At 72.1% G+C, this 24169-nt stretch carries 19 protein-coding genes; 12 read left to right on the forward strand and 7 right to left on the reverse strand.

What is annotated here, in order from left to right:
- On the reverse strand, positions 1-955 hold a 955-nt coding region (locus tag CQ044_RS18885; RefSeq protein ID WP_105689910.1), incomplete at its 3' end, for a DMT family transporter.
- On the opposite strand from CQ044_RS18885, the gene CQ044_RS18890 reads away from it, so the two are divergent.
- Complete coding sequence (locus tag CQ044_RS18890) at positions 954-2360, forward strand: PLP-dependent aminotransferase family protein (RefSeq protein WP_105689896.1); 1407 nt, start codon at positions 954-956, stop codon at positions 2358-2360. The genes CQ044_RS18885 and CQ044_RS18890 overlap by 2 nt on opposite strands.
- An 81-nt stretch (positions 2361-2441) precedes the next feature.
- Here CQ044_RS18890 and CQ044_RS18895 read toward each other — a convergent pair whose 3' ends face one another.
- Positions 2442-3371, reverse strand: coding sequence for a LysR family transcriptional regulator (locus tag CQ044_RS18895; RefSeq protein WP_105689911.1), 930 nt, complete (start codon positions 3369-3371; stop codon positions 2442-2444).
- Positions 3372-3448: 77 nt separating this feature from the next.
- Between CQ044_RS18895 and CQ044_RS18900 the strand changes: the two genes are divergently transcribed.
- Positions 3449-5215 carry an FAD-binding protein gene (locus CQ044_RS18900; RefSeq protein ID WP_105689897.1) on the forward strand — a complete coding sequence of 589 codons (1767 nt, stop codon included), beginning with the start codon at positions 3449-3451 and terminating at the stop codon, positions 5213-5215.
- 158 nt (positions 5216-5373) lie between these two features.
- Entirely contained in the window at positions 5374-6330 is a 957-nt protein-coding gene (locus tag CQ044_RS18905) for a helix-turn-helix domain-containing protein (protein WP_045270377.1), read from the forward strand.
- A gap of 137 nt (positions 6331-6467) precedes the next feature.
- Here CQ044_RS18905 and CQ044_RS18910 read toward each other — a convergent pair whose 3' ends face one another.
- Entirely contained in the window at positions 6468-7031 is a 564-nt protein-coding gene (locus tag CQ044_RS18910) for a dihydrofolate reductase family protein (RefSeq protein ID WP_105689898.1), read from the reverse strand.
- A 171-nt stretch (positions 7032-7202) separates the two neighbouring features.
- Positions 7203-7652 carry a nitrite reductase small subunit NirD gene (nirD, locus tag CQ044_RS18915; RefSeq protein ID WP_105689899.1) on the reverse strand — a complete coding sequence of 150 codons (450 nt, stop codon included), beginning with the start codon at positions 7650-7652 and terminating at the stop codon, positions 7203-7205.
- Positions 7653-7835: 183 nt separating this feature from the next.
- Between nirD and nirB the strand changes: the two genes are divergently transcribed.
- Genes nirB through CQ044_RS18930 form a run of 3 tightly spaced genes read left to right on the forward strand, consistent with a single transcriptional unit; the run spans position 7836 to position 12336 of the window.
- A complete protein-coding gene (nirB, locus tag CQ044_RS18920; RefSeq protein ID WP_105689900.1) occupies positions 7836-10400 on the forward strand; it encodes a nitrite reductase large subunit NirB in 2565 nt (854 codons plus the stop codon).
- A gap of 8 nt (positions 10401-10408) precedes the next feature.
- A complete protein-coding gene (gene cobA, locus CQ044_RS18925) occupies positions 10409-11191 on the forward strand; it encodes a uroporphyrinogen-III C-methyltransferase (protein WP_374954873.1) in 783 nt (260 codons plus the stop codon).
- On the forward strand, positions 11188-12336 hold the full coding sequence (locus CQ044_RS18930; RefSeq protein WP_105689902.1) for a uroporphyrinogen-III synthase: 1149 nt from the start codon (positions 11188-11190) through the stop codon (positions 12334-12336). The genes cobA and CQ044_RS18930 overlap by 4 nt, the downstream gene beginning before the upstream one ends.
- Positions 12337-12346: 10 nt before the next feature.
- Here CQ044_RS18930 and CQ044_RS18935 read toward each other — a convergent pair whose 3' ends face one another.
- From CQ044_RS18935 to CQ044_RS18945, 3 genes are read right to left on the reverse strand one after another with little or no spacing between them, the layout of a single operon-like run.
- Positions 12347-13903 (reverse strand): FAD-dependent oxidoreductase, encoded by a 1557-nt coding sequence (locus CQ044_RS18935; RefSeq protein WP_105689903.1) that lies wholly within the window; start codon positions 13901-13903, stop codon positions 12347-12349.
- Entirely contained in the window at positions 13900-16050 is a 2151-nt protein-coding gene (locus CQ044_RS18940) for a molybdopterin oxidoreductase family protein (protein ID WP_105689904.1), read from the reverse strand. Before CQ044_RS18940 ends, CQ044_RS18935 begins: the two co-directional genes overlap by 4 nt.
- Before the next feature lies 1 nt (position 16051).
- Entirely contained in the window at positions 16052-17455 is a 1404-nt protein-coding gene (locus tag CQ044_RS18945) for an MFS transporter (RefSeq protein WP_105689905.1), read from the reverse strand.
- Between the two features lie 284 nt (positions 17456-17739).
- On the opposite strand from CQ044_RS18945, the gene CQ044_RS18950 reads away from it, so the two are divergent.
- The 6 genes from CQ044_RS18950 to CQ044_RS18975 all read left to right on the forward strand — a co-directional run bounded on the left by CQ044_RS18950 (position 17740) and on the right by CQ044_RS18975 (position 23780).
- Entirely contained in the window at positions 17740-18570 is an 831-nt protein-coding gene (locus CQ044_RS18950; protein ID WP_258133375.1) for a molybdenum cofactor biosynthesis F family protein, read from the forward strand.
- An 84-nt stretch (positions 18571-18654) separates the two neighbouring features.
- Entirely contained in the window at positions 18655-19044 is a 390-nt protein-coding gene (locus tag CQ044_RS18955) for a nuclear transport factor 2 family protein (protein ID WP_105689907.1), read from the forward strand.
- Positions 19045-19121: 77 nt separating this feature from the next.
- Entirely contained in the window at positions 19122-20294 is a 1173-nt protein-coding gene (locus CQ044_RS18960) for an ABC transporter substrate-binding protein (protein WP_045270369.1), read from the forward strand.
- Between the two features lie 138 nt (positions 20295-20432).
- On the forward strand, positions 20433-21293 hold the full coding sequence (locus CQ044_RS18965; protein ID WP_105689908.1) for a branched-chain amino acid ABC transporter permease: 861 nt from the start codon (positions 20433-20435) through the stop codon (positions 21291-21293).
- Positions 21280-23091 (forward strand): ATP-binding cassette domain-containing protein, encoded by a 1812-nt coding sequence (locus CQ044_RS18970; RefSeq protein ID WP_105689909.1) that lies wholly within the window; start codon positions 21280-21282, stop codon positions 23089-23091. The genes CQ044_RS18965 and CQ044_RS18970 overlap by 14 nt, the downstream gene beginning before the upstream one ends.
- Entirely contained in the window at positions 23088-23780 is a 693-nt protein-coding gene (locus tag CQ044_RS18975) for an ABC transporter ATP-binding protein (protein ID WP_045270366.1), read from the forward strand. The genes CQ044_RS18970 and CQ044_RS18975 overlap by 4 nt, the downstream gene beginning before the upstream one ends.
- Positions 23781-24169: the final 389 nt, after the last annotated feature.

Here is a 24169-nt window from a genome sequence, read left to right on the forward strand (position 1 = left end):
TCCGCTGGTGGGGACGACTCGGAAGTGGGCGGGGTTGGCGGGGTTGGCGGGTGCGCACGGCGAGCGCGGCGCACAGGATGACGGCGAGGCCGCCGAGGATCGTCGCCCCGCCGAGCTGCTCGTGCAGCAGGATCCCGGCCCAGAGGATGCTCAGCACCGGTTGCACGAGCTGGATCTGGCTCACCTGCGCGATCGGCCCGATCGCGAGGCCCCGGTACCAGGCGAAGAACCCGAGGAACATGCTGACCACCGCGAGATAGGCGAACGCGAGCCACTGCACCGGAGTCGCCTGCGGCGGTCCGCTCGCGAGCGCGACCGAGGTCAGCGCGATCATCAGCGGCGCCGACAGCACGAGCGCCCACGACACGGTCTGCCACGCCCCGAGCTCCCGCGCGAGCAGCCCGCCCTCCGCGTAGCCGACCGCGGCGGCGAGCACGGCGCCGAACAGCAGCAGATCGGACGGATGGAGTCCGCCGAGTCCGCCGTTCTGCAGCGCCGCGAAAGCGATGGCGACGACCGCACCCAGCGCGGCAAAGAGCCAGAACGACCGCGAGGGCCGCTCCTTCGTGCGCAGCACCGCGGCCACGGCGGTCGCCGCGGGGAGCAGCCCGATCACGACCGCACCGTGACTCGCCGGCGCCGTCGTGAGCGCGAAGGACGTGAGCAGGGGGAAGCCGGCGACGACGCCGGCGGCGACCACCGCCAGCCGGAGCCACTGCCGCATCGTCGGCGGCTTCTGGCGGGTGAGCGCGAGCGCGACCCCTGCGAGGACCGCCGCCACGACGGCCCGGCCGGATCCGATGAACAACGGTGACAGTCCACCGACGGCGACCCGCGTGAACGGCACCGTGAAGGAGAACGCCACGACGCCGAGAAGGCCCCAGCCGAGGCCGGAGCGGGAGCGGGAGGATAGCGCTTGGCGCGATGATTGAGTAACGCTACTCTGTTCTCTCATGAATCAGGATAGCAGCGAGAGGATCGTGACGGCACTGCGCGCGTGGATCGCGCACGCCGCGCCGGGGGCACGGCTCCCCTCGAACCGCGCCCTCATGGCCGAGCACGGGGCGAGCCCGGTGACCGTGCAGAAGGCGATGCGCCGACTGTCCGCGCTCGGCCTGATCGATTCCCGTCCGGGCGTCGGGACCTTCACGCGCGCCGCGCGCACCGCGCGGCCGGTCGACTACGCCTGGCAGACGGCCGCCCTCGGCACCCCTCCGTCGCGGATGCCTGCGCTGTCCTCGACCCAGCGGACGGCGGCGCCCGACGCGATCGCGCTGCACTCCGGCTACCCGGCACCGGAGCTGCTCCCCGAGCGGCTGGTGCGGCAGGCGCTCGCCCGCGCGGCCCGCCTGGATGCGGCCGTGCTGCGTTCCCCTGCGGCAGGATCCCCCGACCTGCAGGCCTGGTTCGCGGGAGAGCTGGCCTCCGCCGCGCCGGTCGGCGTCACTCCGGCATCGGCGCGCGACGCGCTCATCATCTCGGGCAGCCAGAGCGGGCTCAGTTCGATCTTCCGCGCGGTGGTCGGCGTCGGACAGCCGCTCCTGATCGAGTCGCCCACGTACTGGGGCGCGATCCTCGCGGCCGCGCAGACGGGCGTCGAGCTCGTCCCCGTCCCCGCCGGGCCGGATGGACCGGATCCGGACGCGGTCGAGCGCGCGTTCGCCGAGACCGGAGCCCGCGGATTCTACGCGCAGCCGGCGTTCGCGAACCCGACCGGCGCGGTGTGGCCCGAGGCGACGAGGGCCGCGATCCTCGAGATCGTGCGGCAGCGGGGCGCGTTCCTCATCGAGGACGATTGGGCGCACGACCTCGCGATCGATGCGGATCCACGGCCGATCGCCGCCGAGGACGACGACGGACACGTCATCTACCTCCGCTCGCTGACCAAGAGCGTCTCCCCCGCCCTGCGGGTCGCGGCGGTCATCGCCCGCGGTCCCGCGCGCGACCGGATCCTGGCCGATCGCGCGGCGGAATCGATGTACGTCAGCGGACTTCTGCAGGCCGCGGCGCTCGACGTCGTCACGCAGCCCGCCTGGCGCACCCACCTGCGCGGGGTGCGGGAGCAGCTGCGTGCGCGCCGCGATCTTCTGCTCGACGCGCTCCACGAGCATGCGCCGACCGCAACGGTCGAGACGGTGCCGCGCGGCGGACTCAACCTCTGGGTACGGCTGCCCGAGGGGAGCGACGCGGAGCACGTCGTGCGCGAGTGCGCCGCGCGCGGCGTGATCCTCGCGCCGGGGTCCGAGTGGTTCCCCGCGGAGCCCTCCGGCGCGTTCGTCCGCCTCAACTACTCCGGCGAGAACCCGGAGCGCTTCCCCGAGGCCGCGCGCATCCTCGGCGCCACCCTGTCCGGCTCCTGACCCCGTCCCACCTTCGCGTCGTCCCCGCCAGCGCGCCCTATGGCGTCCGCTGGCGGGGACGACCCGGAAGTGGAGCGCGGGTCAGACCGCCTTGGCGACGAAGTCGCCGGAGTCGACGAGAGCGTCGGCGGTCGCGATGATCGTGTCGCGGAGGGCCGCGGCCGCGCGAGTCGGCGCCATGTCGGCCCGGTGCGCCAGGCTCACGGTGCGCGTGAGCTTCGGCGAGGCCAGGGGCACCGCGCGCAGTCCCGGACGATCGAGCGCGACCATGGCGGGGACGACGGCGACGCCCACCCCGCGCTCCACGAAGCGCAGCACGGTGTCCATCTCGGGCCCCTCCACGACGACCTCCGCGTCGAGTCCCGCTGCGGCGAAGGCCGCATCCGTCGCCGCGCGCAGCTCGTAGCTGCGCGGGAACGCGATGAGCGGCAGATCCGCAACGGCCGCGAGCGCGATGGCCTGGCCGTGGCTCACGGGCGATTGCGCGGCCGAGGAGATCACCACGAGGTCCTCCTCCAGCAGGGAGGTGCGGCTGAGGCTCACGGGCGACGCCGCCGCCGCATCCGAGGACGCGAGCAGCGCAAGATCCAGCGCCCCTTCGGCGAGCGCGGCGACGAGCCCCCGCGAGCCCCGCTCGGTGATCTCGAGCTCGATCCCCGGATGCGCCGCACGGAACACGCCGACGACCTCCGGCACGATGCTCGCGCACAGCGACGGCGGGGCGCCGAGACGCACGCGCCCGCGACGCAGCCCCGCGATCTCGGCCATCTCCCGCCGCACCGAGCCCGCGTCCGCGAGCATCCGGCGGGCATAGGGCAGCAGCACCTCGCCCGCGGCGGTGAGCGAGATGTGCCCGCGCGCGCGATGGAACAGCTCGGATCCGAGCTCCCTCTCGAGCGTCGAGATCTGCCGGCTCAGTGAGGGCTGCGCGAGATGCAGCTCCTCGGCGGCACGGGTGAAGTTGCCCAGCCGGGCGATCTCGACGAATCCGCGGAGCTGCTCGAGGTTCATGACCATAGCCTAGGCGCATTCACTCCAACAGCATTATGCATTGGAGTAATCGCCGGTGGGTTCTTAGCGTGGAAGTCATGACTGAGAACACCACCCGCGAGCGCCTCGTCTCCACGACCGTGCTCGTGATCGGCACCGGCGGATCCGGCCTGCGCGCGGCCATCGAGGTCGCAGAGCAGGGCGTCGACGTGCTGGCCGTCGGCAAGCGCCCGCGCCACGACGCGCACACCTCCCTCGCGGCGGGCGGCATCAACGCGGCCCTCGGCACGATGGACCCGCAGGACAGCTGGCAGCAGCACGCGGCGGACACCATCAAGGAGAGCTACTTCCTCGCCGACCCGCGCACGGTCGAGATCGTCACGCGCGGCGCGGAGGAGGGCATCCGCGACCTGGAGCGCTACGGCATGGGCTTCGCCCGCGAGGACGACGGCCGCATCTCGCAGCGCTTCTTCGGCGCGCACACCTTCCGCCGCACCGCGTTCGCCGGCGACTACACGGGCCTGGAGATCCAGCGCGCCCTGGTCGACCGCGCCGAGCAGCTCGAGATCCCGATCCTCGACACCGTCTACATCACGCGCCTGCTGGTCGACGACGTCCCCGGTCCGGACGGCGGCACGGTTCCCCGCATCTTCGGCGCCTACGGCTTCGACCTCGTCGACGGCACGCGGTACCTCATCCACGCCGACGCCGTGATCCTCGCCGCGGGCGGGCACAACCGGATCTGGCGGCGCACGTCCTCCCGCCGCGACGAGAACACCGGCGACTCCTTCCGTCTCGCCGTCGAGGCGGGCGGGCGGATCCGCGACCCCGAACTCGTGCAGTTCCATCCCTCCGGCATCATCGAGCCGGAGAGCGAGGCGGGCACGCTCGTGTCCGAGGCCGCGCGCGGCGAGGGCGGAATCCTGCGCAACGCGCTCGGCGAGCGGTTCATGCAGAAGTACGACCCCGAGCGGATGGAGCTGTCCACCCGCGATCGCGTGGCGCTGGCGGCGTACACCGAGATCGCGGAGGGGCGCGGGACTCCGAACGGCGGCATCTGGCTGGATGTCTCGCATCTGCCCCGCGAGACGATCATGACCCGGCTTCCCCGCGTCTATCAGACGATGCTCGAGCTGCAGATGCTCGACATCACGAAGGATCCGATCGAGATCGCGCCGACCGCGCACTACTCGATGGGCGGCGTCTGGGTGCGTCCGGAGGACCACCGCACGGACGTGGACGGGCTGTACGCCATCGGCGAGGCCTCGTCCGGTCTGCACGGCGCGAACCGGCTGGGCGGCAACTCGCTCATCGAACTGCTCGTGTTCGGCCGGATCACCGGTCGCGCCGCGGTCGCGCACGCCTACGGCCTCGACGCACAGCACCGCTCCACGGACGCCGTGCGCCGGGCCAGGGCCGAGATCGACGACCTGCTGGCCGCCGACGGCCCAGAGAACGTGCGTGCCCTGCAGCGCGCGATCCGCGACACCATGACCGCGCATGCGGGCGTGGTCCGCGACGAGGACGGGCTCCGCGCGGGCCTCGCCGAGCTCGACGCGATCGAGGAACGGATGACCCGGATCGGGATCCACCCCGACATCGCCGGGTTCCAGGATCTCGCGCACGCCTTCGACCTGCGCTCCTCCGCCCTCGCCGCACGCGCGACCGTCGAGGCGGCGCTCGAGCGCCGCGAGACCCGCGGCTGCCACAACCGCAGCGACTACCCCGCGATGGATCCGGCGCTGCAGGTCAACCTCGTCTGGTCCCCGTCCACCGGCGTCGTCCGCGAGGAGATCCCGCCGATCCCGGCGGAGATCGACGCCCTGATCCGCGAGGTCGACAGCGCGGGCAAGCTCGTGGAGTAGCGCGGCGACGGGCTCCGGCCGCGGGCCGGGCGCGGCACCGGCCGCGGGCCGGGCGGCAGGGATCCTCACCCGCCGCCTGGCCCGCGGTGGTAGAGTGCCTCAACGGATCGTATACAAAGTCGTCGATCCACCCCTGCATCTTCCCGAGGTGATCAGTCGTGGCAGCTATTCCCGTCGCTCCCGCAGAGTCCGTCTCGACGCTCGTCGCGCGCAACATCAGCGAGTTCCGCTCCGCCGTGTCCGACTCGTTCGTGCCGCTGCAGGTGAGCGGCGAGGGATCCGCGCCGTTCCGCGGCCTGATCCGCGGCGCCTCCGTCGACGAGGTGCACGTCACCGACCTGCGCGCGTCGCGCCACGTCGTGGAGCGCACGCCGGAGCTCATCGCCCGCGGCGACCGCTCGTACTTCAAGGTGAGCCTGATGCTCGCCGGCACGGGCCTGCTCATCCAGGACGACCGTGAGGCCGTGCTCACCCCCGGCGACCTCGCCGTCTACGACACCGACCGCCCGTACTCGCTCGTGTTCGACGAGGACTTCCGCACCATGGTGGTCATGTTCCCGAAGCACCTGCTGAGCCTGCCGCCCGAGATGGTCGGGCAGCTCACGGCCGTGCGGATCTCGGGCCAGGAGGGCCTGGGCGGCATGGTCGTGCCGTACCTGCGCCAGCTCGCCACGAACCTCGACCAGCTCGCCGGGGCCACCGGCGCCCGTCTCGCGCACAGCGCGCTCGACCTCGTCTCCACGGTGTTCACCCGCGAGCTCGGCCTCGACGAGGCGGCGGCCGACCCGCACCGCGCGCTCATGCAACGCATCCGCGGTCACATCGATCGCAACCTCGCCTCGACCGATCTCGGCCCCACGACGATCGCGGCCGCGCACTTCATCTCCACGCGGCACCTGCACGGCCTGTTCCAGGAACAGGGCACGACCGTGTCGACCTGGATCCGCACCCGCCGGCTCGAGCAGTGCCGTCGCGACCTGCTGGATCCGATCCTCGCCGACCGCCCCGTCGCCGCGATCGCCGCGCGCTGGGGCTTCGTCGACGCCGCGCACTTCAGCCGCGCGTTCAAGACCGCCTACGGCGTCTCCCCGAGCGAGTACCGCGCGACGCACTGAGCGCGCTGGCACTAACTCTGCCCGCACTGCCCGCGCTGCCCGCGCTGCCCGCTGATATGCCCGCGAGACTCCATCTCCGCGACGAGACTGCGCCTGAAATCGGCAGTCTCGTCGCCCAGTTGGAGTCTCGCGGATCCTCAGTCCGGCACGTAGCGCAGTTCGAGGACGCCGCTGGGGTACGGGGTGCTCTGCGTCAGACGCAGCCTCACCGGCGCGTCCTGCTCCGGGAACAGAGCCGTGCCCGAACCCGCCGCCGCGGGCAGCACCCAGAGTCGGTACTCGTCGACGACCCCGGCCGCGATCAATGCACGCTGGAAGGAGTCGCCCGCGATCGCGAAGAGGTCCTTGCCCGGCTCGGCCTTGAGCCGGGCGATCTCTTCGGCGAGGTCGCCCGAGGCGACGCTCGCCTCGCCCCATTCGTCGACCGCGGTGAGCGTGCGTGAGAAGACCACCTTCGGGATCGCGTTCATCGGCGCCGCGGACGGGTGCTCCGCCACCGGCCAGAAACCTTTCATCGCGTCGTACGACGCCCGGCCCATGAGGAACGCGCCCGCCTCCCACAGCTGCCGGACATACTCCTCCTCCTGCGCGTCGTCGTCGATCGACTCCATGACGCTGCGCATCCCGTTCGTCGCACCGACGCTCTTGCCGTCGATCGAGACGTAATAGCTCAGGATCAGCTTCCGCCTGCTCTCTGTCATGAGAGCAGTCTGAACCCGGTACTTGTTTTTTGCAAGCACCCACATCGCGCCCAGACCACATCCGCGAGACTCCATCTCCGCGACGAGACTGCGCTCGAGAACTGCAGTCTCGTCGCCCAGTTGGAGTCTCGCGGACAGAGGGCGGGGTTAGAGGAGGGGCGGGATGCGGGGTCAGTCGTCGAACTCGATCTCGATGAAGCCGCCGACGATGCGGGTGCGGAAGGTACGCAGCAGAAGCGCCGGATCCGTGAAGCACTCCCCCGTGCCGAGGTCGTAGACCTCCTTGTGCAGCGGCGACGCGATCGTGGGCCGATCGCCGCGCGAGCCGACGATCCCGCGCGCCATCACCGGCGCACCGCCGGCGGGATCCTCGTGCTCGACCGCGTACAGCTCGCGCGGGGAGAGCAGGAAGAGCGCGACCTGCCGCATCCGGATCAGCACCGCCTCGCCCCACGACGGCTCCAGGTCGTCGACGCGGCAGACGCGCTCCCACCCGGAGCGCTCACCCGCGGCGCCGTGCAGGACCGGACCTGCGAGCGGCAGGGCGCGAGACGCGAGGGCCGAACCCGCGAGGGCCGGATCCGCGAGCGCGGGACGAGGAAGAGTCTGCGTGATCGTCATGGCCCGACGCTATGCGCCGTGTGTTTCCGGCACCGTCACGGCATGTGTCGGCCGCGTGAAAGACCGCTCACACGCACCCGCCGGGACTGTGTAACCGGCGACATCCGCCGGTTACATCGGCGAAACGGTCGGGAAACGGCATCGACCTACGCTCGGGATCCACCGACACGGAGGAGGGCACGCATGACGACCCGACGAACCCTGATCGCCGGGGGCGGCCCCGCCGCCCATCGCCTCGTGGAGGCCCTGGTCTCCCGCGGCGCCGGAGACCGGCTCATCACCGTCCTCGCCGAGGAGCCCCACCAGCCCTACGACCGCGTGCAGCTGAGCACGCGCCTCGCCGACCGCGACGCCGACCTCACCCTCGACCCGGGCTGCTGGGACGACCCCGCGGTGTCCCTGCGGATCGGCGAGAGGGCCGTGTCGATCGACCGCGCCGCCCGCACGGTCACCACCTCGAACGGCGCCGTGCTCGACTACGACGACCTCATTCTGGCGACGGGATCCGCGGCGCCCGTCCCGGACATCCCCGGATCCGATGCGGCCCTGGTCTACCGCACCCTGGCCGACGTGGACGCACTGATCGCCGAGGTCGCCGCACGCCGCGAGGGGCTCGGCCGGCCCCCGCGGGTCGCCGTCGCGGGCGGAGGACTGCTGGGGCTGGAGGCGGCAGGAGGCGTCGCCGCTCTCGGCGCCGAGGCCGTGATCATCCATTCCGGCGGATGGCTGATGTCGGCGCAGCTCGACGAGGGCGCAGGCCAGGCCCTGGGCAGGCTCATCGCGGCGCGCGGCATCGATCTGCACCTGGGCACGCGGCCGCAGCGGATCCTGTGCGACGACGACGGGCGGCCGACGACCGTCCGGTGCACGGACGGCCGCAGCGTCCCCGCGGACATCGTCGTGTTCGCGATCGGCATCCGCGCCCGCGACGAACTGGCCAGATCCGCAGGCATCGACACCGCGGAGCGCGGCGGGGTGATCGTCGACGACGCGTGCCGCAGCTCCGACCCTTCGATCTGGGCGATCGGAGAGGTGGCCGCGATCGACGGTCGCACGATCGGGCTGGTCGCACCCGCGAACGCCATGGCGGAGACCGTCGCCGACCGGCTGCTCGGCGGCGACGCGACGTTCACCACCGTCGACGACGCCACCAAGCTGAAGCTCTCCGGCGTGGACGTCGCGAGCTTCGGCGACGCCCTCGCCCGTGAGCCCGGCGCGCTCGAGATCGTGTACGCGGACCCCGCCCGCGGGCTGTACCAGAAGCTCGTCGTGAGCGACGACGCCAAGACCCTGCTGGGCGGGGTCTTCGTGGGCGACGCCGCCCCGTACGCGGGCCTGCGCCCGCTGCTGGGGCGGACGCTGGATGCCGAACCCGCCGCGTACCTGTCGGCGGCCGGCGCCGAGCCGCCATCCGGGGGCGCGCTGCCGGACGACGCTTTCGTGTGCTCGTGCAACAACATCACCGCGGGCAGCGTGCGCGGGGCGATCGCCGACGGCTGCCACGAACTCGGCGCGCTCAAGGCGTGCACCCGCGCGGGGACCCAGTGCGGATCCTGCGTCCCGCTGGTGAAGAAGCTGCTCGAGGCCGAGCTCACCGCCGTGGGCGCCACCGTGTCGCACGCGCTCTGCGAGCACTTCGACCAGTCCCGCCAGGAGCTGTTCGAGTCCGTCCGCGTGCTCGCCCTCACGAGCTGGGAGGACACGATCGCGCGGCTCGGACGCGGTCGCGGCTGCGACATCTGCAAGCCCGTCGTGGGCTCGATCCTCGCCAGCCAGCACGGCGAGTACCTGCTCGACGCGGGACGAGGGACGCTGCAGGACACCAACGACCGCGCACTCGCGAACATGCAGAAGGACGGGACGTACTCGGTCGTGCCGCGCATCCCCGGCGGCGAGATCACTCCCGAGAAGCTCGCCGTGATCGCCCGGGTGGCTCAGGACTTCGGGCTCTACACCAAGATCACGGGCGGCCAGCGGATCGACCTCTTCGGAGCACGGCTGGATCAGCTCCCGGCGATCTGGGAGCAGTTGATCGAGGCGGGCTTCGAGTCGGGGCAGGCCTACGGCAAGGCGCTGCGCAACGTGAAGAGCTGCGTCGGATCCACCTGGTGCCGCTACGGCGTGCAGGACTCGGTCGGCATGGCGATCGCGTTGGAGCTGCGCTACCGCGGGCTGCGCAGCCCGCACAAGCTCAAGTTCGGCGTCTCCGGATGCGCCCGCGAATGCGCCGAGGCCCGCGGCAAGGACGTGGGCGTGATCGCGACGGACAAGGGCTGGAATCTGTACGTCGGCGGCAACGGCGGTTTCCAGCCCGCGCATGCGCAGCTGCTGGCCTCGGATCTGGACGACGACACGCTGGTGCGCTACATCGACCGCTACCTCATGTACTACATCCGCACGGCGGACCGCCTGCAGCGCACGGCCCGCTGGATCGAGGAGCTGGACGGCGGTCTCGACCACGTGCGCGACGTGGTCGTGCACGACGCGCTGGGGCTCGCCGAGGAGCTGGAGTCGGCGGTGGCCGCGCACGTCGACGCCTACGAGGACGAATGGGCCGCGACCCTGCGCGATCCAGAGCGCCTCCGCCGGTTCCGGTCTTTCGTGAACGCGCCGACCCAGCCGGATCCCTCGATCGCCCGCGTCGCGGAGCGCGGCCAGCTGCGACCCGCGACCGCCCAGGAGCGCGCCGCCGGTGCGGTGCTGGTGGCCGGCCCCACGATCCCGGTCCGCACCGAGGAGCTCCCGTGACCGCGCGGGTGGGGACCGTCACGCTCGTCGGCGGCGGGCCGGGCGATCCCGAGCTGCTCACGATCGCCGCGGCGCGCGCGCTCGCGTCCGCCGATGTCGTGCTGTACGACCGGCTCGCCCCGCACGAGACCCTCGCCGAACTCGCGCCCCGCGCCGAGCTCATCGACGTCGGCAAGCGGCCGGGGCACCACCCGATCGCGCAGGAGGAGATCGAGCGGATGCTCGTCGCGCACGCACGAGGCGGCGCGGACGTCGTGCGGCTCAAGGGTGGGGATCCGTTCGTGTTCGGCCGCGGCGGCGAGGAGCTCGACGCGTGCCGGAACGCCGGCGTGCCGGTCCGGGTGATCCCCGGCGTGACGAGCGCGATCGCGGTCCCCGCAGCGGCCGGGATCCCGGTCACGCATCGCGGGGTCTCCCGCCTGTTCACGGTGGTCTCGGGACACGCGCCCCTCTCCCCCGCGGAGCTCGAGCATCTCTCCGGCCTCGCCGGCCTCGGCGGCACGATCGTCGTGCTGATGGGCGTCTCGAACCTCCCCTCGATCAGCGCCGGACTGCTCCGCAACGGAATGGCGCCGGACATCCCCGCCGCCGTCATCGAGCGCGGCGGCTCCGCCGAACAGCGCACGACCTTCGCGGATCTCTCCCGAATCCGCGAGACGGCCGAGCGCGCGGGGGTCCGATCCCCCGCGGTCATCGTGATCGGCGAGGTCGTGCGACGCGCCCTCCTCGGCGAGGCGGAGGCCCGAGCGGTCCTCGCCGATGCCGTCCTGCGCTCCGGGAGCGGCGTATGACATCGGCGGAGGCGCCCGCCGATCGCGCCGACGGGGCATCCGTCGCGGGCTTCCGACCGGATCAGCTGTCCGGCTTCCGCATCGGCGTGACCAGCGATCGGCGCTCGGCGGATCTGATCGATGCGTTCGAGCGCCGCGGCGCGACCGTGCTCCATGCGCCGACCGTGCGGATGCGGCCCGCCGAGGACGATGCGCCGGTCATCGCCGACACCCGGCGCATGATCGCCGCCCGCCCTGATGTGCTTCTCGCCACGACCAGCTACGGGATGCGGCGCTGGTTCGAGGTCGCCGACGCCGCCGGTCTCGGCGAAGCGCTGCAGGGCGCGGTCTCCGCATCGCGGATCCTCGTGCGCGGTCCGAAGGCGCGAGGGGCGGTCCGTGCCGCCGGGCTCGACGACGCCGGAATGAGCGACGAGGAGACCACGGCCTCCCTGGTCGACAAGACCATCGCCGAGTGCCCGAGGGGCGCGACGGTCGCCGTGCAGCAGCACGGACAGTCCGATGAGCGGCAGCTGCGCCGCCTGCGGGTCGCCGGGATGAGCGTGCTCACCGTCTCGCCGTACACCTGGTCGACCGACGAGGACGCGGATGAGCGGATCACGCGCCTGATCGACGCGGTCGCCGCGCGGCAGCTCGACGCCGTCACCTTCACCAGCGCCCCGGCCGTGGACGGTCTCCTCGCCGCGGCGCGCGCCCGCGGACGCCTCGACGAGGTCGTGCAGGCCCTGCGCGAGGACGTGGTCGCCGCGAGCGTCGGACCGGTGACGTCGGCGCCACTGCGCGACGAGCAGGTGCCCGTCCTGCAGCCGGATCGGTATCGCATGGGCGCGCTCATCCGGCTCGTCTGCGAGCACCTGGAGGATCGGGCGACGCTGCGCGTGCGCACTCGCCATGGCACGGTCGAGCTGCGCGGCAGCGCGGCCGTGATCGGCGACACGGCCGTGCGGCTGACCCCGGGTTCGGTGACGCTGTTCCGCGCCCTCGTCTCGGCCAAGGGCGCGGTCGTCTCGCGCCGCGCGCTCGCGGGTGCCCTCGACGGCGACGAGCACACGATGGAGGTGTCGCTCAGCAGGCTCCGCCAGACCCTGGGCGTGCCAGGGCTCGTCGCCACGGTCGTGAAGCGCGGCTACCGCCTGGACGTCTGACGTCGGAGCGTCACGGCACCGGAACCGCGGCGAGCAGCGCGGCGATGCGGCCCTTGCAGCCACCGCAGCCGGTGCCGGCCCTGGTGCAGCGTCCGATCTCCTCGACCGTGCCGGCCCCGCCGGCGGCCGCTTCCGTGATCCGCGCGGCCTTCACCCCGTTGCACCAGCACACCGTCGCATCGGGCCCGAGCGGGTCGTCGACCGGCACGGCACGGGCGTCGGCGGCATCGAGCCGGAGCAGCGCGGACGGTTCGACCGGCAGCGCCGCACCGCGCTCGAACAGCAGGGTGAGCTCGGCTCCGGCGTGCGGCTGCCCGACCGCAACGAAGCCCGACAGCTCTCCGTGACGGACGACGGTCTTCAGGTACGCGCCTCGGGCGGCGTCGACCCAGACGCTCACCTCCGCGTCCGGATCCCACGGCTCGGCGCCGTGATCCCCGCCCGACACGACATCGATCCCGGTCGCCTTGAGCATCACGACGGTCGGGCGCTCCCGCCCCGGCACCGCGGCGTCCCGCCCGATGCGCATCCCCGACGCCTCGGCACGCAGCCGCGCGGCGACGGCTGCGGCCTGTCGCCACCCGGGACCGATCAGCCCGCTGGGCGCCCCCGCGACACGACCGGATCGATCCGCGGCGGCCGGATCGGCGATCTGCGCGCAGTCCCCGATCGCGAACACGTCGGGGTCGGTCCAGCTCTGCAGCGACTCGTCCACGAGCACTCCTCGGGCGCACGCCAGACCGGCGTCGAGCGCGAGCTCGATGCGAGGACCGACGCCGCAGGAGAGCACGAGCATATCGCCGCGGAGATATGTCCCGTCGGCGCAGGAGATCCCGTCGAAGACCCGTCCCGCAGCGGTGTCGCGGAAGTCGAGGCCCTCGGCGCGGGCGTGCGCCGCCATGCCGAGCCCCGCCGCCCGCGCGGCCAGGGACAGCATCCGCCCGCCGGTCTCGTCCAGGTTGCGCGCCATCGGCGCCGGACCGTGATGCACGACCGTGACTCCGGCGCCGTGCTCGGCGGCGAGCAGAGCGAACTCCATCCCCAGGACGCCGGCGCCGAGCACGAGGATCCTTCCGCCCCCCGCCACGACAGGGGCGATCGCGTCGGCGTCGCCCAGATCGCGCAGCGCCGTCACGCCGGCGGGCAGCGCCGGCGGAGCGCTGCCCGCCGCGGCACCGCGTGCATGACGCGTGTCGGGAAGCCCGTCGAGCGTGGGGACGTTCGCGCGTGCGCCGGTGGCGAGCACGAGGCGGTCGTAGCGGACCTCGTCGCCGCGGGACGTGCGCACCCGCCTGCGGGCCCGGTCGATCGCGACCGCCGCCTCGGCGAGCCGGATCCGCACGCCGGCCCGCTGCGCGGCCGCGGTGTCGGCGACGTCGAGACGAGCCCTCGTGGCGGCGCCGACGGCGTATTCGGCGAGCAGCACCCGGTTGTAGGCGTCCTCGCCCTCGGCGCCGAGCACCACGAGGTCCACGCGACCCGCCTCGACCGCGGGCAGCAGCTCCTCGACGAACCGGGCGCCGACGGGCCCGTAACCGATCAGCACGACCCGCAGGACCCCGCTCATGCCGCGCTCCCGCTCTCGGAGGAGCGCTCCCGCGTGACGGTGACCGCGGTGCGCTTGAACTCCGGCATCCCCGACACCGGATCGACGACGGCCGCGGTGAGCAGGTTCGCGCACTCCTCGTCCGGGAAGTGGAACGGCAGGAAGACCGTGTCCATCCGGATGCGCTCGGCCAGCAGCGCGACCGCGCGGACGGCGCCGCGCCCGTTGCGCAGCACGATCGCGTCCCCCTCCGCGACGCCGAGGCAGGCCGCGGTCGCGGGATGCAGCTCGGCGCGCGCACGCGGCTGTGCGGCGGAGAGCTCTGGCACTCGCCGGCTCTGCGCGCCGGACTGGTAGTGCTCGAGCAGGCGTCCGGTGATGAGCGTCAGATCGGCGGAGGGCTCACCCTGGCCGACCGCGCGCGACACCGGAGTCGCCCCCGCGTCGCCGCGGTCGAGCTCCCGCGGACGGACCGCGATGAGCCTCGCCCGCCCGTCGGCGTGGCCGAACCGCTCCAGGAACAGCCGCGGCGTCCCGGTGGATCCGGTGGGATACGGCCAGTGCGCGGCGATCCCCTCCTCCAATTGGGCGTCCAGGAGCTCGTGGCTCAACCCCGAGTAGTCCGCGAGTCCTCCGGCGGAGGCGCGGGCGAGCTCCGCGAAGACGGCCGCCGGATCGGTCGGCCAGGCCGAGGGCGCGTCCAGCCGTGCGGCCAGATCGGCGAGGATCTCGAGCTCGCTGCGCACGCCGTCCGGCGGATCCAGCGCGCGGCGTCGGCGGATGATCCTGCCCTCGAGGTTCGTCATCGTCCCCTCCTCCTCCGCCCACTGGGTGACCGGCAGGACGACATCGGCGAGCGCGGCCGTCTCGCTCAGCACGAAGTCGCAGACCACCAGCAGGTCGAGCGCCGCCAGTCCCGCCCTCGTCCGGGCGACGTCGGGCCCGGAGACCACGACGTTCGCTCCGTGCACGAGCAGTGCGCGCACGCCGCCCCGCGCACCGAGCAGGCCGAGCAGCTCCACCGCCGGCACGCCGGGGCCGGGCAGCGTGGCCGGATCGACGCCCCAGACCGCAGCGACCGCGGCCCGGTGCGCGGGATCGGCGATGCGCCGGTATCCGGGCAGCTGGTCGCACTTCTGCCCGTGCTCGCGTCCGCCCTGCCCGTTGCCCTGACCGGTCAGGGTGCCGTATCCGGATCCCGACGTGCCGGGCAGACCGAGGACGAGCGCGAGGTTGATCGCCGCCGTGACGGTGTCGGTGCCGTCGATGTGCTGCTCGACGCCGCGCCCGGTGAGGATGAACGCGTTCCGGGATGCGGCGAGTCTCCGGGCCGTCGCGCGCAGCAGCGCGACCGGCACCCCGGTGGCCGCCTGCACCCGCTCCGGCCACCAGGCGGCCACGCTGCGTCGCACCTCGTCGACGCCGACCGTGCGCGCCGCGAGGTAGTCGAGGTCGGCGTGGCCCTCGGCGAGCACGATGTGCGTGAGCCCCAGCAGCACCACCAGGTCGCTGCCCGGTGCCGGTTGCAGATGCAGGCCGGCGCCGTCGGCGGTCAGCTGCGCGGTCTGCGAGCGGCGCGGATCGACCACGATCAGACCGCCCTCCGCGCGCGCACCCGCCAGGTGCGAGAGGAGCGGCGGCATGGTCGCCGCGGCGTTCGAGCCGAGCAGCAGGATCGCGTCGGCGCCGTCGAGGTCGTCGACGGGGAACGGCAGCCCCCGGTCGATCCCGAACGCCCTGTTGCCGGCCGCCGCGGCGGACGCCATGCAGAACCGGCCGTTGTAGTCGATGCGCGAGGTGCCGAGGGCGAGACGGGCGAACTTTCCGAGCAGGTAGGCCTTCTCGTTGGTGAGGCCGCCGCCCCCGAACACGGCGACCGCGTCCGGACCGTCCTCGCGCCGGATCGCGCGCAGCTGCGCGGCGATCCGGTCGAGAGCCTCGTCCCACGTCGCCGGCCGGAGCCCGCCCTGCTCCCGGATCAGCGGCGCCGTCAGGCGATCCGGCGTCGCGAGGAGCTCTACCGACGTCCAGCCCTTGGTGCAGAGTCCGCCCCGGTTGGTGGGGAACATCCGGGGTTCGACGCGCACCGGCGCAGGGCCCTGCGGGTTCGGCACGAGCGTCATCGCGCACTGCAGGGCGCAGTACGGGCAGTGGGTCGCCGCCGGCATCTCAGATCCGCACCCCGCGGCGCCGGCCGCGCAGGTGCACGGCGACGGTGACCGCCAGCAGCAGCACGTAGGCGGCGACGAACCAGCCGAGCCCTGCCGCGTAGCCGCCCGTCGCGGATTTGGAGAGACCGAGCGCCTGCGGGATGACGAATCCGCCGTAGGCGCCGATCGCGGAGACGATCCCCAGGGCCGCCGCCCCCGCGCGCTGCGCCGGCACGTCACCGGACGCCGTGTGCCCGTCGCCGGTGCCAGAGCGCAGCGCGAACAGCGTGGGGATCATCCGGTACGTGGCTCCGTTGCCGGCGCCGCTCGCGACGAACAGCAGCAGGAAGAAGCCGAGAAACAAGCGGAAGTCGCCGAGCGGCAGGGTGAGGATGACGCCGATCGCCCCGAGTGCCATGACGGCGAAGGCGGCGATCGTGATGGAGCTTCCGCCGAACCGATCGGCCAGGCGCCCGCCGAGAGGGCGGGCGAGGGAGCCGACCAGGGCGCCGACGAACGCGAGCGAGAGCGTGGCGCCGCCGAGCGGGAAGGCGCTGAACGCCGGGAACTGGTCGGCGATGAGCTTCGGGAAGACGCCGGAGAAGCCGATGAAGGATCCGAAGGTCCCGATGTACAGCAGGGCCATCAGCCACAGTTCCGGATAGCGCAGCGCTGCGAGCGACGCCTTCACGTCCGCCGTGGCGCTCGTGAGGTTGTCCATCCGGAACCAGGCGCCGATCGCGGCCACGAGGATGAGCGGGATCCAGATCAGGCCGGCGAACGGCAGCCCCAGCGTCGCCCCGGCTCCCAGCGTGATCACGATCGGCACCGCGAACTGGGCCACCGCCGCGCCGAGATTGCCGCCCGCGGCGTTCAGGCCGAGCGCCCAGCCCTTCTCCCGCTGCGGGTAGAACGAGGTGATGTTGGCCATGGAGCTGGCGAAGTTGCCGCCGCCGAGGCCCGCGAGCGCCGCGACGGCGAGCATCACGGGGAAGGGCGTGTGCGGATTCGAGACGCAGATCGCGAGCCCGGTGGCGGGGATCAGCAGGAGCAGCGCCGAGACGACGGTCCAGTTCCGGCCGCCGAAGCGCGGCACCATGAACGTGTAGGGGAAGCGCAGGGTCGCCCCGACGAGGCTCGGGATCGAGATCAGCCAGAACGTCTGCGTCACGGTGAAGGAGAAGCCTGCACCGGGGAGTGCGACGACGACGATGGACCACAGCTGCCAGACCACGAAGCCCAGGAACTCGGCGAAGATCGACCACCGCAGGTTCCGCCCGGCGATCGCGGCCCCGCCGTCGCGCCACTGACCGGTGTCCTCGGGATCCCACCCGGAGATCCAGCGCCCCGGCAGGAAGTCCAGCCCGGCGGACCGGGTGGCGGACGTGCTCGACGTGGCGGGGTTCGTTGCCGTGCTGGTCATCGCGGGCCTCCTCTGAGTGCGTGTGCGCTCACGCTGTCAGGCCCGTGTTTCGGCCGGTCGCGCGCCCGGTGACGCCCGTGTGTCGAAGTCCTCTCGTCTGCGGCGAGGCCGTGTGAGGCGGATCCGCACGCCGTCGGGTGCGGAATCCGGCTCTTGCCCCTGGGGGCACGCCGGTTGACTCTCGGCGCGCGATCGGATCCGGATCGTTGAGGCCGCTCCGGCGCGGGAACAGCATGGTTCCACGCCCCGCAGTCCGGCGGGGTCAGGGTCGAAGGAGTCCCAGAGTGTCCGATGATGTGACGATTGCCGATCCGGTCTCCGCGCCCGACGACGGGCTCGACGAATGGCGCACCTATGACGAGTTCGCCGCGGGGATCGACACCTACCGCCTGCCGAACATCGACCTCGACGGCACGTCCCTGACCCTCGCGCTCGACGGCGGCGGGACCCTCGCCCTGGACTTCGGCTCTTCGACGGGCTCGGGAGCAGGGCTCGTGACGTGGTCGGGCCTCGGCACCTCCGGCACCGACCCCTACGACGCGGTCGCGGTGCGCGACGACGTCGTCTTCGTGAACCTGCCGCTCGCGTCGCGCGAGCGCGAGGCCCTCACCGTCGTGTACTCCACCACGACCCACCGCGCCACCGTGGTCCGCTCGCGCATCGCCGCGGAGGCGGTCGAGGGGACCCCGCAGGTCGGCCAGGAGTTCTGGTCCGCCACGACCGGCGCCAGCGAGCCCGCGGGCGAGGTCCCAGGGCCCAGCCGCGACCTCATCGGCAAGCGCAACGTCTACCGGTACAGCCCTCACCACCTGTACGAGCACGTCTACATCTCCAGCCAGCGCTACGCCTGGCAGTGCCTCGAAGGCGTGCAGCGCGGACACGGCGACATGGACCTCTCCACGGTGTGGAAGTTCGCCGACGGCCTCTACCTGTTCTGCTTCCGCGAGTTCCGGATCGCGGTCGCGAGCGTCTGGCTGCACGACCTCGGCTACCAGCTGATGACGACCGGGATCTTCCTCGGCCTCAACGGCGATGGCGCTTCGGAGCACTCCCGCGGCGGCGGCCACATCTATCCGCTCGGCTCGGTCGCCTACCCCGACGCCCAGCCCGTCTGACCTCCGCCGATCGCCGTGAGCAGCCTCCCGCACGGCGGCCTCGCGGCACCAGCCGACCCCGCGACCCCTGAGGAGCATCCCGCCATGACCAATGCCGACATCATCCGAGCCCACTACGACGCCAGCGACCGCGGCAACGTGGACGGCATGCTCGCGCCGCTCCGCGACGACGTGCGCTGGACCGAGGCCGCGGGCTTCCCGTACGCCGGCACCTACGTGGGCCCCGACGCCGTGGTCGAGAACGTGTTCTCCCGCCTCCAGGACGACTGGGACGACTACACACTCGCGGTGGACGAGGTCGTCGACGGCGGCGACACCGTGATCGGGATCGGCACGTACTCCGGAACCTACAAGCGCACAGGGCGGTTCTTCGCCGCCCGCGTCGCGCACGTGTGGCGGCTCGAGGACGGCGAGGTCGTGGCCTTCGAGCAGTTCACCGACACCGAGATGGTCTCCCGCGCCACCCGCGACTGACCGCCGCAGCACGCACCACCGCACCGACCTGCACCACACCGCGGGGTCCGCCCCGCACCCGAGAAGACAGGAATCACATGAACAAGCGCATCACCGCCGCAGCAGCGCTGCTCGCCGCGGGAATGCTGGCCCTGGCCGGCTGCTCCGGCGACGGCGGCTCAGGCTCCGGCTCCTCCGACCCGATCGTCGTCGGATCCGTCAACACCATCTCAGGACCGGCGACCTTCCCCGAGGCGTCCCAGGCGGCCAAGGCCGTGTTCGACAAGTTCAACGCCGACGGCGGGCTGAACGGCCGCAAGATCGACTACAAGGCGCTCGACGACAAGGGCGACCCCGCCACCGCGACCGCGAACGCCCGTGAGATCGTCGGATCAGACAACGCCGTCGCGATGGTCGGATCCGCGAGCCTCATCGAGTGCGACCTGAACAAGAAGTACTACGAGCAGGAGGGGATCCTCTCAATCCCCGGCATCGGCGTCGACACGGGCTGCTTCGACAGCAAGAACATCTCGCCGGCCAACGTCGGCCCGTACAACGACATGACGCTGACCCTGCTGTACGGGTCGGAGCAGCTCAAGCTCGACAACATCTGCGTGCTGCTCGAGATCGCCGGATCCACCCGCCCCACCTACCAGGCCGCGATCGACAGCTGGACCAAGATCACCGGCAAGAAGCCCCTCTACGTCGACGACACCGTGCCCTACGGCGCGAGCGACTACACGCCCTACATCGTCAAGGCCAAGCAGGCCGGCTGCAAGGCCCTCGCGATCAACCCGGTCGAACCGGACGCGATCGGCCAGGTCAAGGCCGCCAACGCGCAGGGCTGGAACGACGTCACCTGGCTGTACCTGACGAGCGTCTACAGCGAGAACTTCGCCAAGGCCGTCGACAACGCCGGCGCCGGCATCTACGTCCCCGCCGAGTTCTACCCGTTCACCGAGGAGAACGACGTGAACAAGGACTGGCGTGACCTCATGACGAAGAACAACATCCCGCTGACCTCGTTCAGCCAGGGCGGTTACCTCGCCGCGACGCACTTCCTCACCGTGCTGAAGGGCATGAAGGGCGACATCACCCGCGAGACCGTCACCGAGGCGCTGAAGAACATGAAGCCGATCGACAACAAGATGATCGGCACGCCGTTCACCTTCGGCGTGCACAACACCGCCGGCTGGCCGATCGAGCTCAAGAGCGGCACCCACAAGTGGGAGAAGGTCTCGGACGACTGGCTCCGCATCCCCACCAAGTGATCCGACCCCGGGTCGTTGCGTCCTTCGTCTCGCTGCGCTCGCTCAGGAACCGGACAACGGTCCGGTCCTGAGCGAGGAGCGAAGCGATGAGACGAAGGGCGCTCAACGACCGGGAATGGACGAGAAGGAAGAAGCACCATGCTCGAAGGAGCCCTGGCAGGGCTCGCGGCCGGCGGCCTGTACGCCGTGCTCGGGGTCTGCCTCACCCTCATGGCCCGGCTGGTCCGGGTCGTCAACTTCGCCCAGGCGGCGACCGGGATGTTCGGCGGGTTCTGCGCCGTGTGGCTCGTCACCAAGGCGGGCATGCCGGTGTGGATCGGATCCGTCCTCGGCGTGCTGATCGGCGGCCTGCTGGCCGCCGCGATCGGCTGGATCGCGGCGACCTGGCTGTCCGAGGCCTCCACGACCACGCGCTCCGCGATGACGGTCGGGCCGCTGCTCCTGCTGATCTCGCTCTCGTTCATCCTGTTCGGCAACAAGCCGCAGCCGTTCGCGCCGATCATCGCGGGGCCCGCGTTCTCGATCGGCGGTGTGGTCATCAGCCAGGTCACGGTGTGGACGGTGGGCATGGCGGTCGTCGTCGCGCTCGGGGTGCACGTCCTGCTCACCCGCACCCGGATCGGCACCCAGCTGCGCGCGCTCTCCGAGCGCCCGACCACCGCAGAGCTGCTCGGGATCCGCTCCCGCCCGCTCTCGATCGCGGTGTGGTTCGTGACCGGCGTGATCAGCGCGATCGCGATCGTGATCGTCGCGCCCTCGCAGTCCAATGACGCGACCAGCCTGTCGATGCTCATCATCCCCGCCGCCGCCGCAGCCCTGCTCGGCGGCTTCAAGCGCCTCGGCCTCACCGTGGTCGGCGGTCTCGTGCTGGGCGTGCTGGGCGGACTCGTCGCGCAGATCAACGAGATCTCCCTCGTCCGCAACTTCCTCCCGTTCCTGTTCATCGTGGTCCTGCTGCTGTGGACCCAGCGCAAGGAGGTGTGGGATGCCGCACGCTGAGCCGCTCTCGCCCGCCCGCCCGTCCGTCCCGCTCCTGCAGAGGCCGGTCGTCCGCATCGTCTGGCCGTTCGCCGTCGGAGCGCTCGCGATCCTTGTCGGCCTCCTGCTCTCGAACGCCCTGCCGGGCTACTTCGTCTACCTCGCGATCAGCGCGGTCATCGCCGCGATCGCGATCATGGGACTCGGCGTCGTGACCGGATCCGCCGGCATGATCGCCCTGTGCCAGCTCACGTTCGCCGCGATCGGCGCCTGGATCGTGGCGCTCATGAACATCTGGCATGCGCCGGGCGGCTTCATCGTGTGGCTGATCCTCGGCGCACTCGTCGCCGGCGTCGCCGGAATCCTCGTGGGGCTGCCCGCCCTGCGCCTGCGCGGCGTGAACCTCGCCGTGGTCACCCTGGGCTTCGCCGCCGCGGCGGACGTCACGCTCGTGCAGATCCAGTTCCCCGGATCCGCGGACGCCATCTCGATCGACCGCCCCGCGATGTTCTCGAACGACAAGAAGTTCTTCTTCCTCTCGATCATCCTTCTCGTGGTGTGCGCGCTGATCGTGTTCTTCCTGCAGCGCAGCCGCTGGGGTGCGAGCTGGAAGGCCGTCGCGTTCTCCGAGCGCGGCACGGCCGCGGCCGGCCAGAGCGTGCAGGTCGCCAAGCTCACCGCGTTCGCGGTCTCGGCCGCGCTCGGCGGCGTGGCCGGGGGCCTGCTCGCCGGCCAGGTGCAGCTGCCGTTCGCGGCGAGCTTCACGCCTCTGCAGTCGCTCGCGCTGTACGTGCTGGCGATCATGAGCGGCGCGCACCTCATCGACATGGCGGTGTTCGGCGGCATCCTATGGGTCCTCGTGCCCGAGCTGCTCAAGCGCTGGCACATCCCGCAGGACTGGGGCTTCGTGATCTTCGGCGTGCTGGGCGTGCAGGCGCTCACGAGCGGCACGAGCCTCGGCCAGGGAATCCGCAACCTCCTCTGGAAGCGGCAGGACCGCAGGACCGCCAACGCCGCCCTCACCGCGCTGCCGGCGGACGCCTCCGACGACGCCGAGGAGATCCGCACGACCACCACGGCCACGCTGGATCCGGCCGTCCTGAGCGGCGAGCCGGTGCTGACCGTGGAGCACCTGACGGTCGAGTTCGGCGCCCTGAAGGCGCTCGACGACGTGTCCTTCTCCGTGCCGGAGGCGTCGATCATGGGCCTCATCGGGCCGAACGGTGCGGGCAAGTCGACCTTCGTGGATGCGATCAGCGGATTCCTGCCCAAGCACGGCGGCCGGGTGCTGCTGGGCGGCCGCGATCTGGCCGGCCTGTCCCCCACGCGTCGCGCCCGGCTGGGCCTGCGCCGCACGTTCCAGCAGGACAGGGTGCCTCCGCTGCTCACCGTGGGCGGGTACGTGCGCTTCGTCGCGCGGCGTCGGCTGTCCGCGGCCGACATCGAGGAGACGCTCGCGTTCTTCGGCTGCCCGCCCGCGCGGGCGCGGCTGTCGAGCGTCGACGTCGGCACCCGGCGCCTCGTCGAGGTGGCCGCCGCCGTGCTGGCGGGACCGCGCCTGCTCATCCTCGACGAACCCGCCGCCGGGCTCTCGCACGACGAGCACCTCGCCCTCGCCGCCCGGCTGCGCGAGCTGCCGCAGCGCTACGGCGTCGCGCTCATCATCATCGAGCACGACCTGGATCTGGTCCGCTCGGTGTGCCCGATGCTCACCGTGCTGAACTTCGGGCAGGTGCTCGCCACGGGCCCGCAGGACGAGGTGCTCGCGAACCCCGACGTCGTCAAGGCCTACATGGGAGAGACGGAGCTGCTGTCATGAGCGAACTGGTGCTGGACGGCGTCACCGTCAGCCGCGGCGCGGGACCGGTGATCTCCGACGTGTCGCTCACCGTGCGCGGCGGTGAGGTGCTCGCCCTGGTCGGCCCGAACGGCGCGGGCAAGACCAGCCTCATCGAGTCGATCTCGGGCGTCGTCGGCCACTCGGCCGGCTCACTCTCGCTCGACGGGGAGCGCATCGACAGGCTCTCCCGGGTGTCGCGCGCCCGCAAGGGGATCGTGCACATCGAGCAGGGCAGGGCGGTGTTCCCGTCGCTCACCGTGCGCGAGAACCTGTCGCTCACCGCGCGCACGCCCGCTGAGCTGGAGGCGGCGCTCGCGCCGTTCCCGGAGCTGGAGAAGCGCATCGACTCCGCCACCGCGCTGCTGTCCGGCGGCGAGCAGCAGATGGTGGTGCTCGCGCGTGCGTTCGCCGCGAAGCCCAAGATCCTGCTCATCGACGAGATGTCCCTCGGTCTCGCGCCCGTCGTGTTCATGCGGCTCGTGCCGATCGTGCAGTCGATCGCCGAGTCCGGTGTGGGGGTCCTGCTCGTGGAGCAGTTCACCCAGCTCGCGCTCGGCATCGCGCGCGAGGCCGTGGTCGTCGCCGGTGGTCGCGTGTCGTTCCAGGGCACCGCCGAGGACCTGCACGCGGATCCCCAGCTCCTCCACCGCGCCTACCTCGGCGGCTAGCTGTTCTCTCTCGCTGGACCACCCACTTCCGGGTCGTCCCCGTCAGCGCACGCTATGGGGTCCGCTGACGGGGACGACTCGGGTTTGGGGAGCGCTCCCGGGGGCGCGGGGGCGCGGACCGGGTGCCGGGTGTTGCCGAGCGGACGGGATGTTGCCGAGTGCACCGGACGTAGACGCGGCGATGCCGTGCGTCCGACAGCATGCCGTGCATTCGGCGAACAACCCCCGCGCGCGTCCCCCGCTTCCACACTTGGGGCGCCCCCACCTTCGAGTCGTCCCCGTCAGCGCACGCTATGGAGTCCGCTGACAGGGACGACTCGGAGGTGGAGCGGCTCGGAAGCGCGGGGCAAGCCGCGGAGCGGTGCGGGGCAGGACAGCGGGGCCGGGTG

The sequence above is a fragment of the Microbacterium sp. MYb64 genome, assembly GCF_002979495.1.
Classification (GTDB): domain Bacteria; phylum Actinomycetota; class Actinomycetes; order Actinomycetales; family Microbacteriaceae; genus Microbacterium; species Microbacterium azadirachtae_A.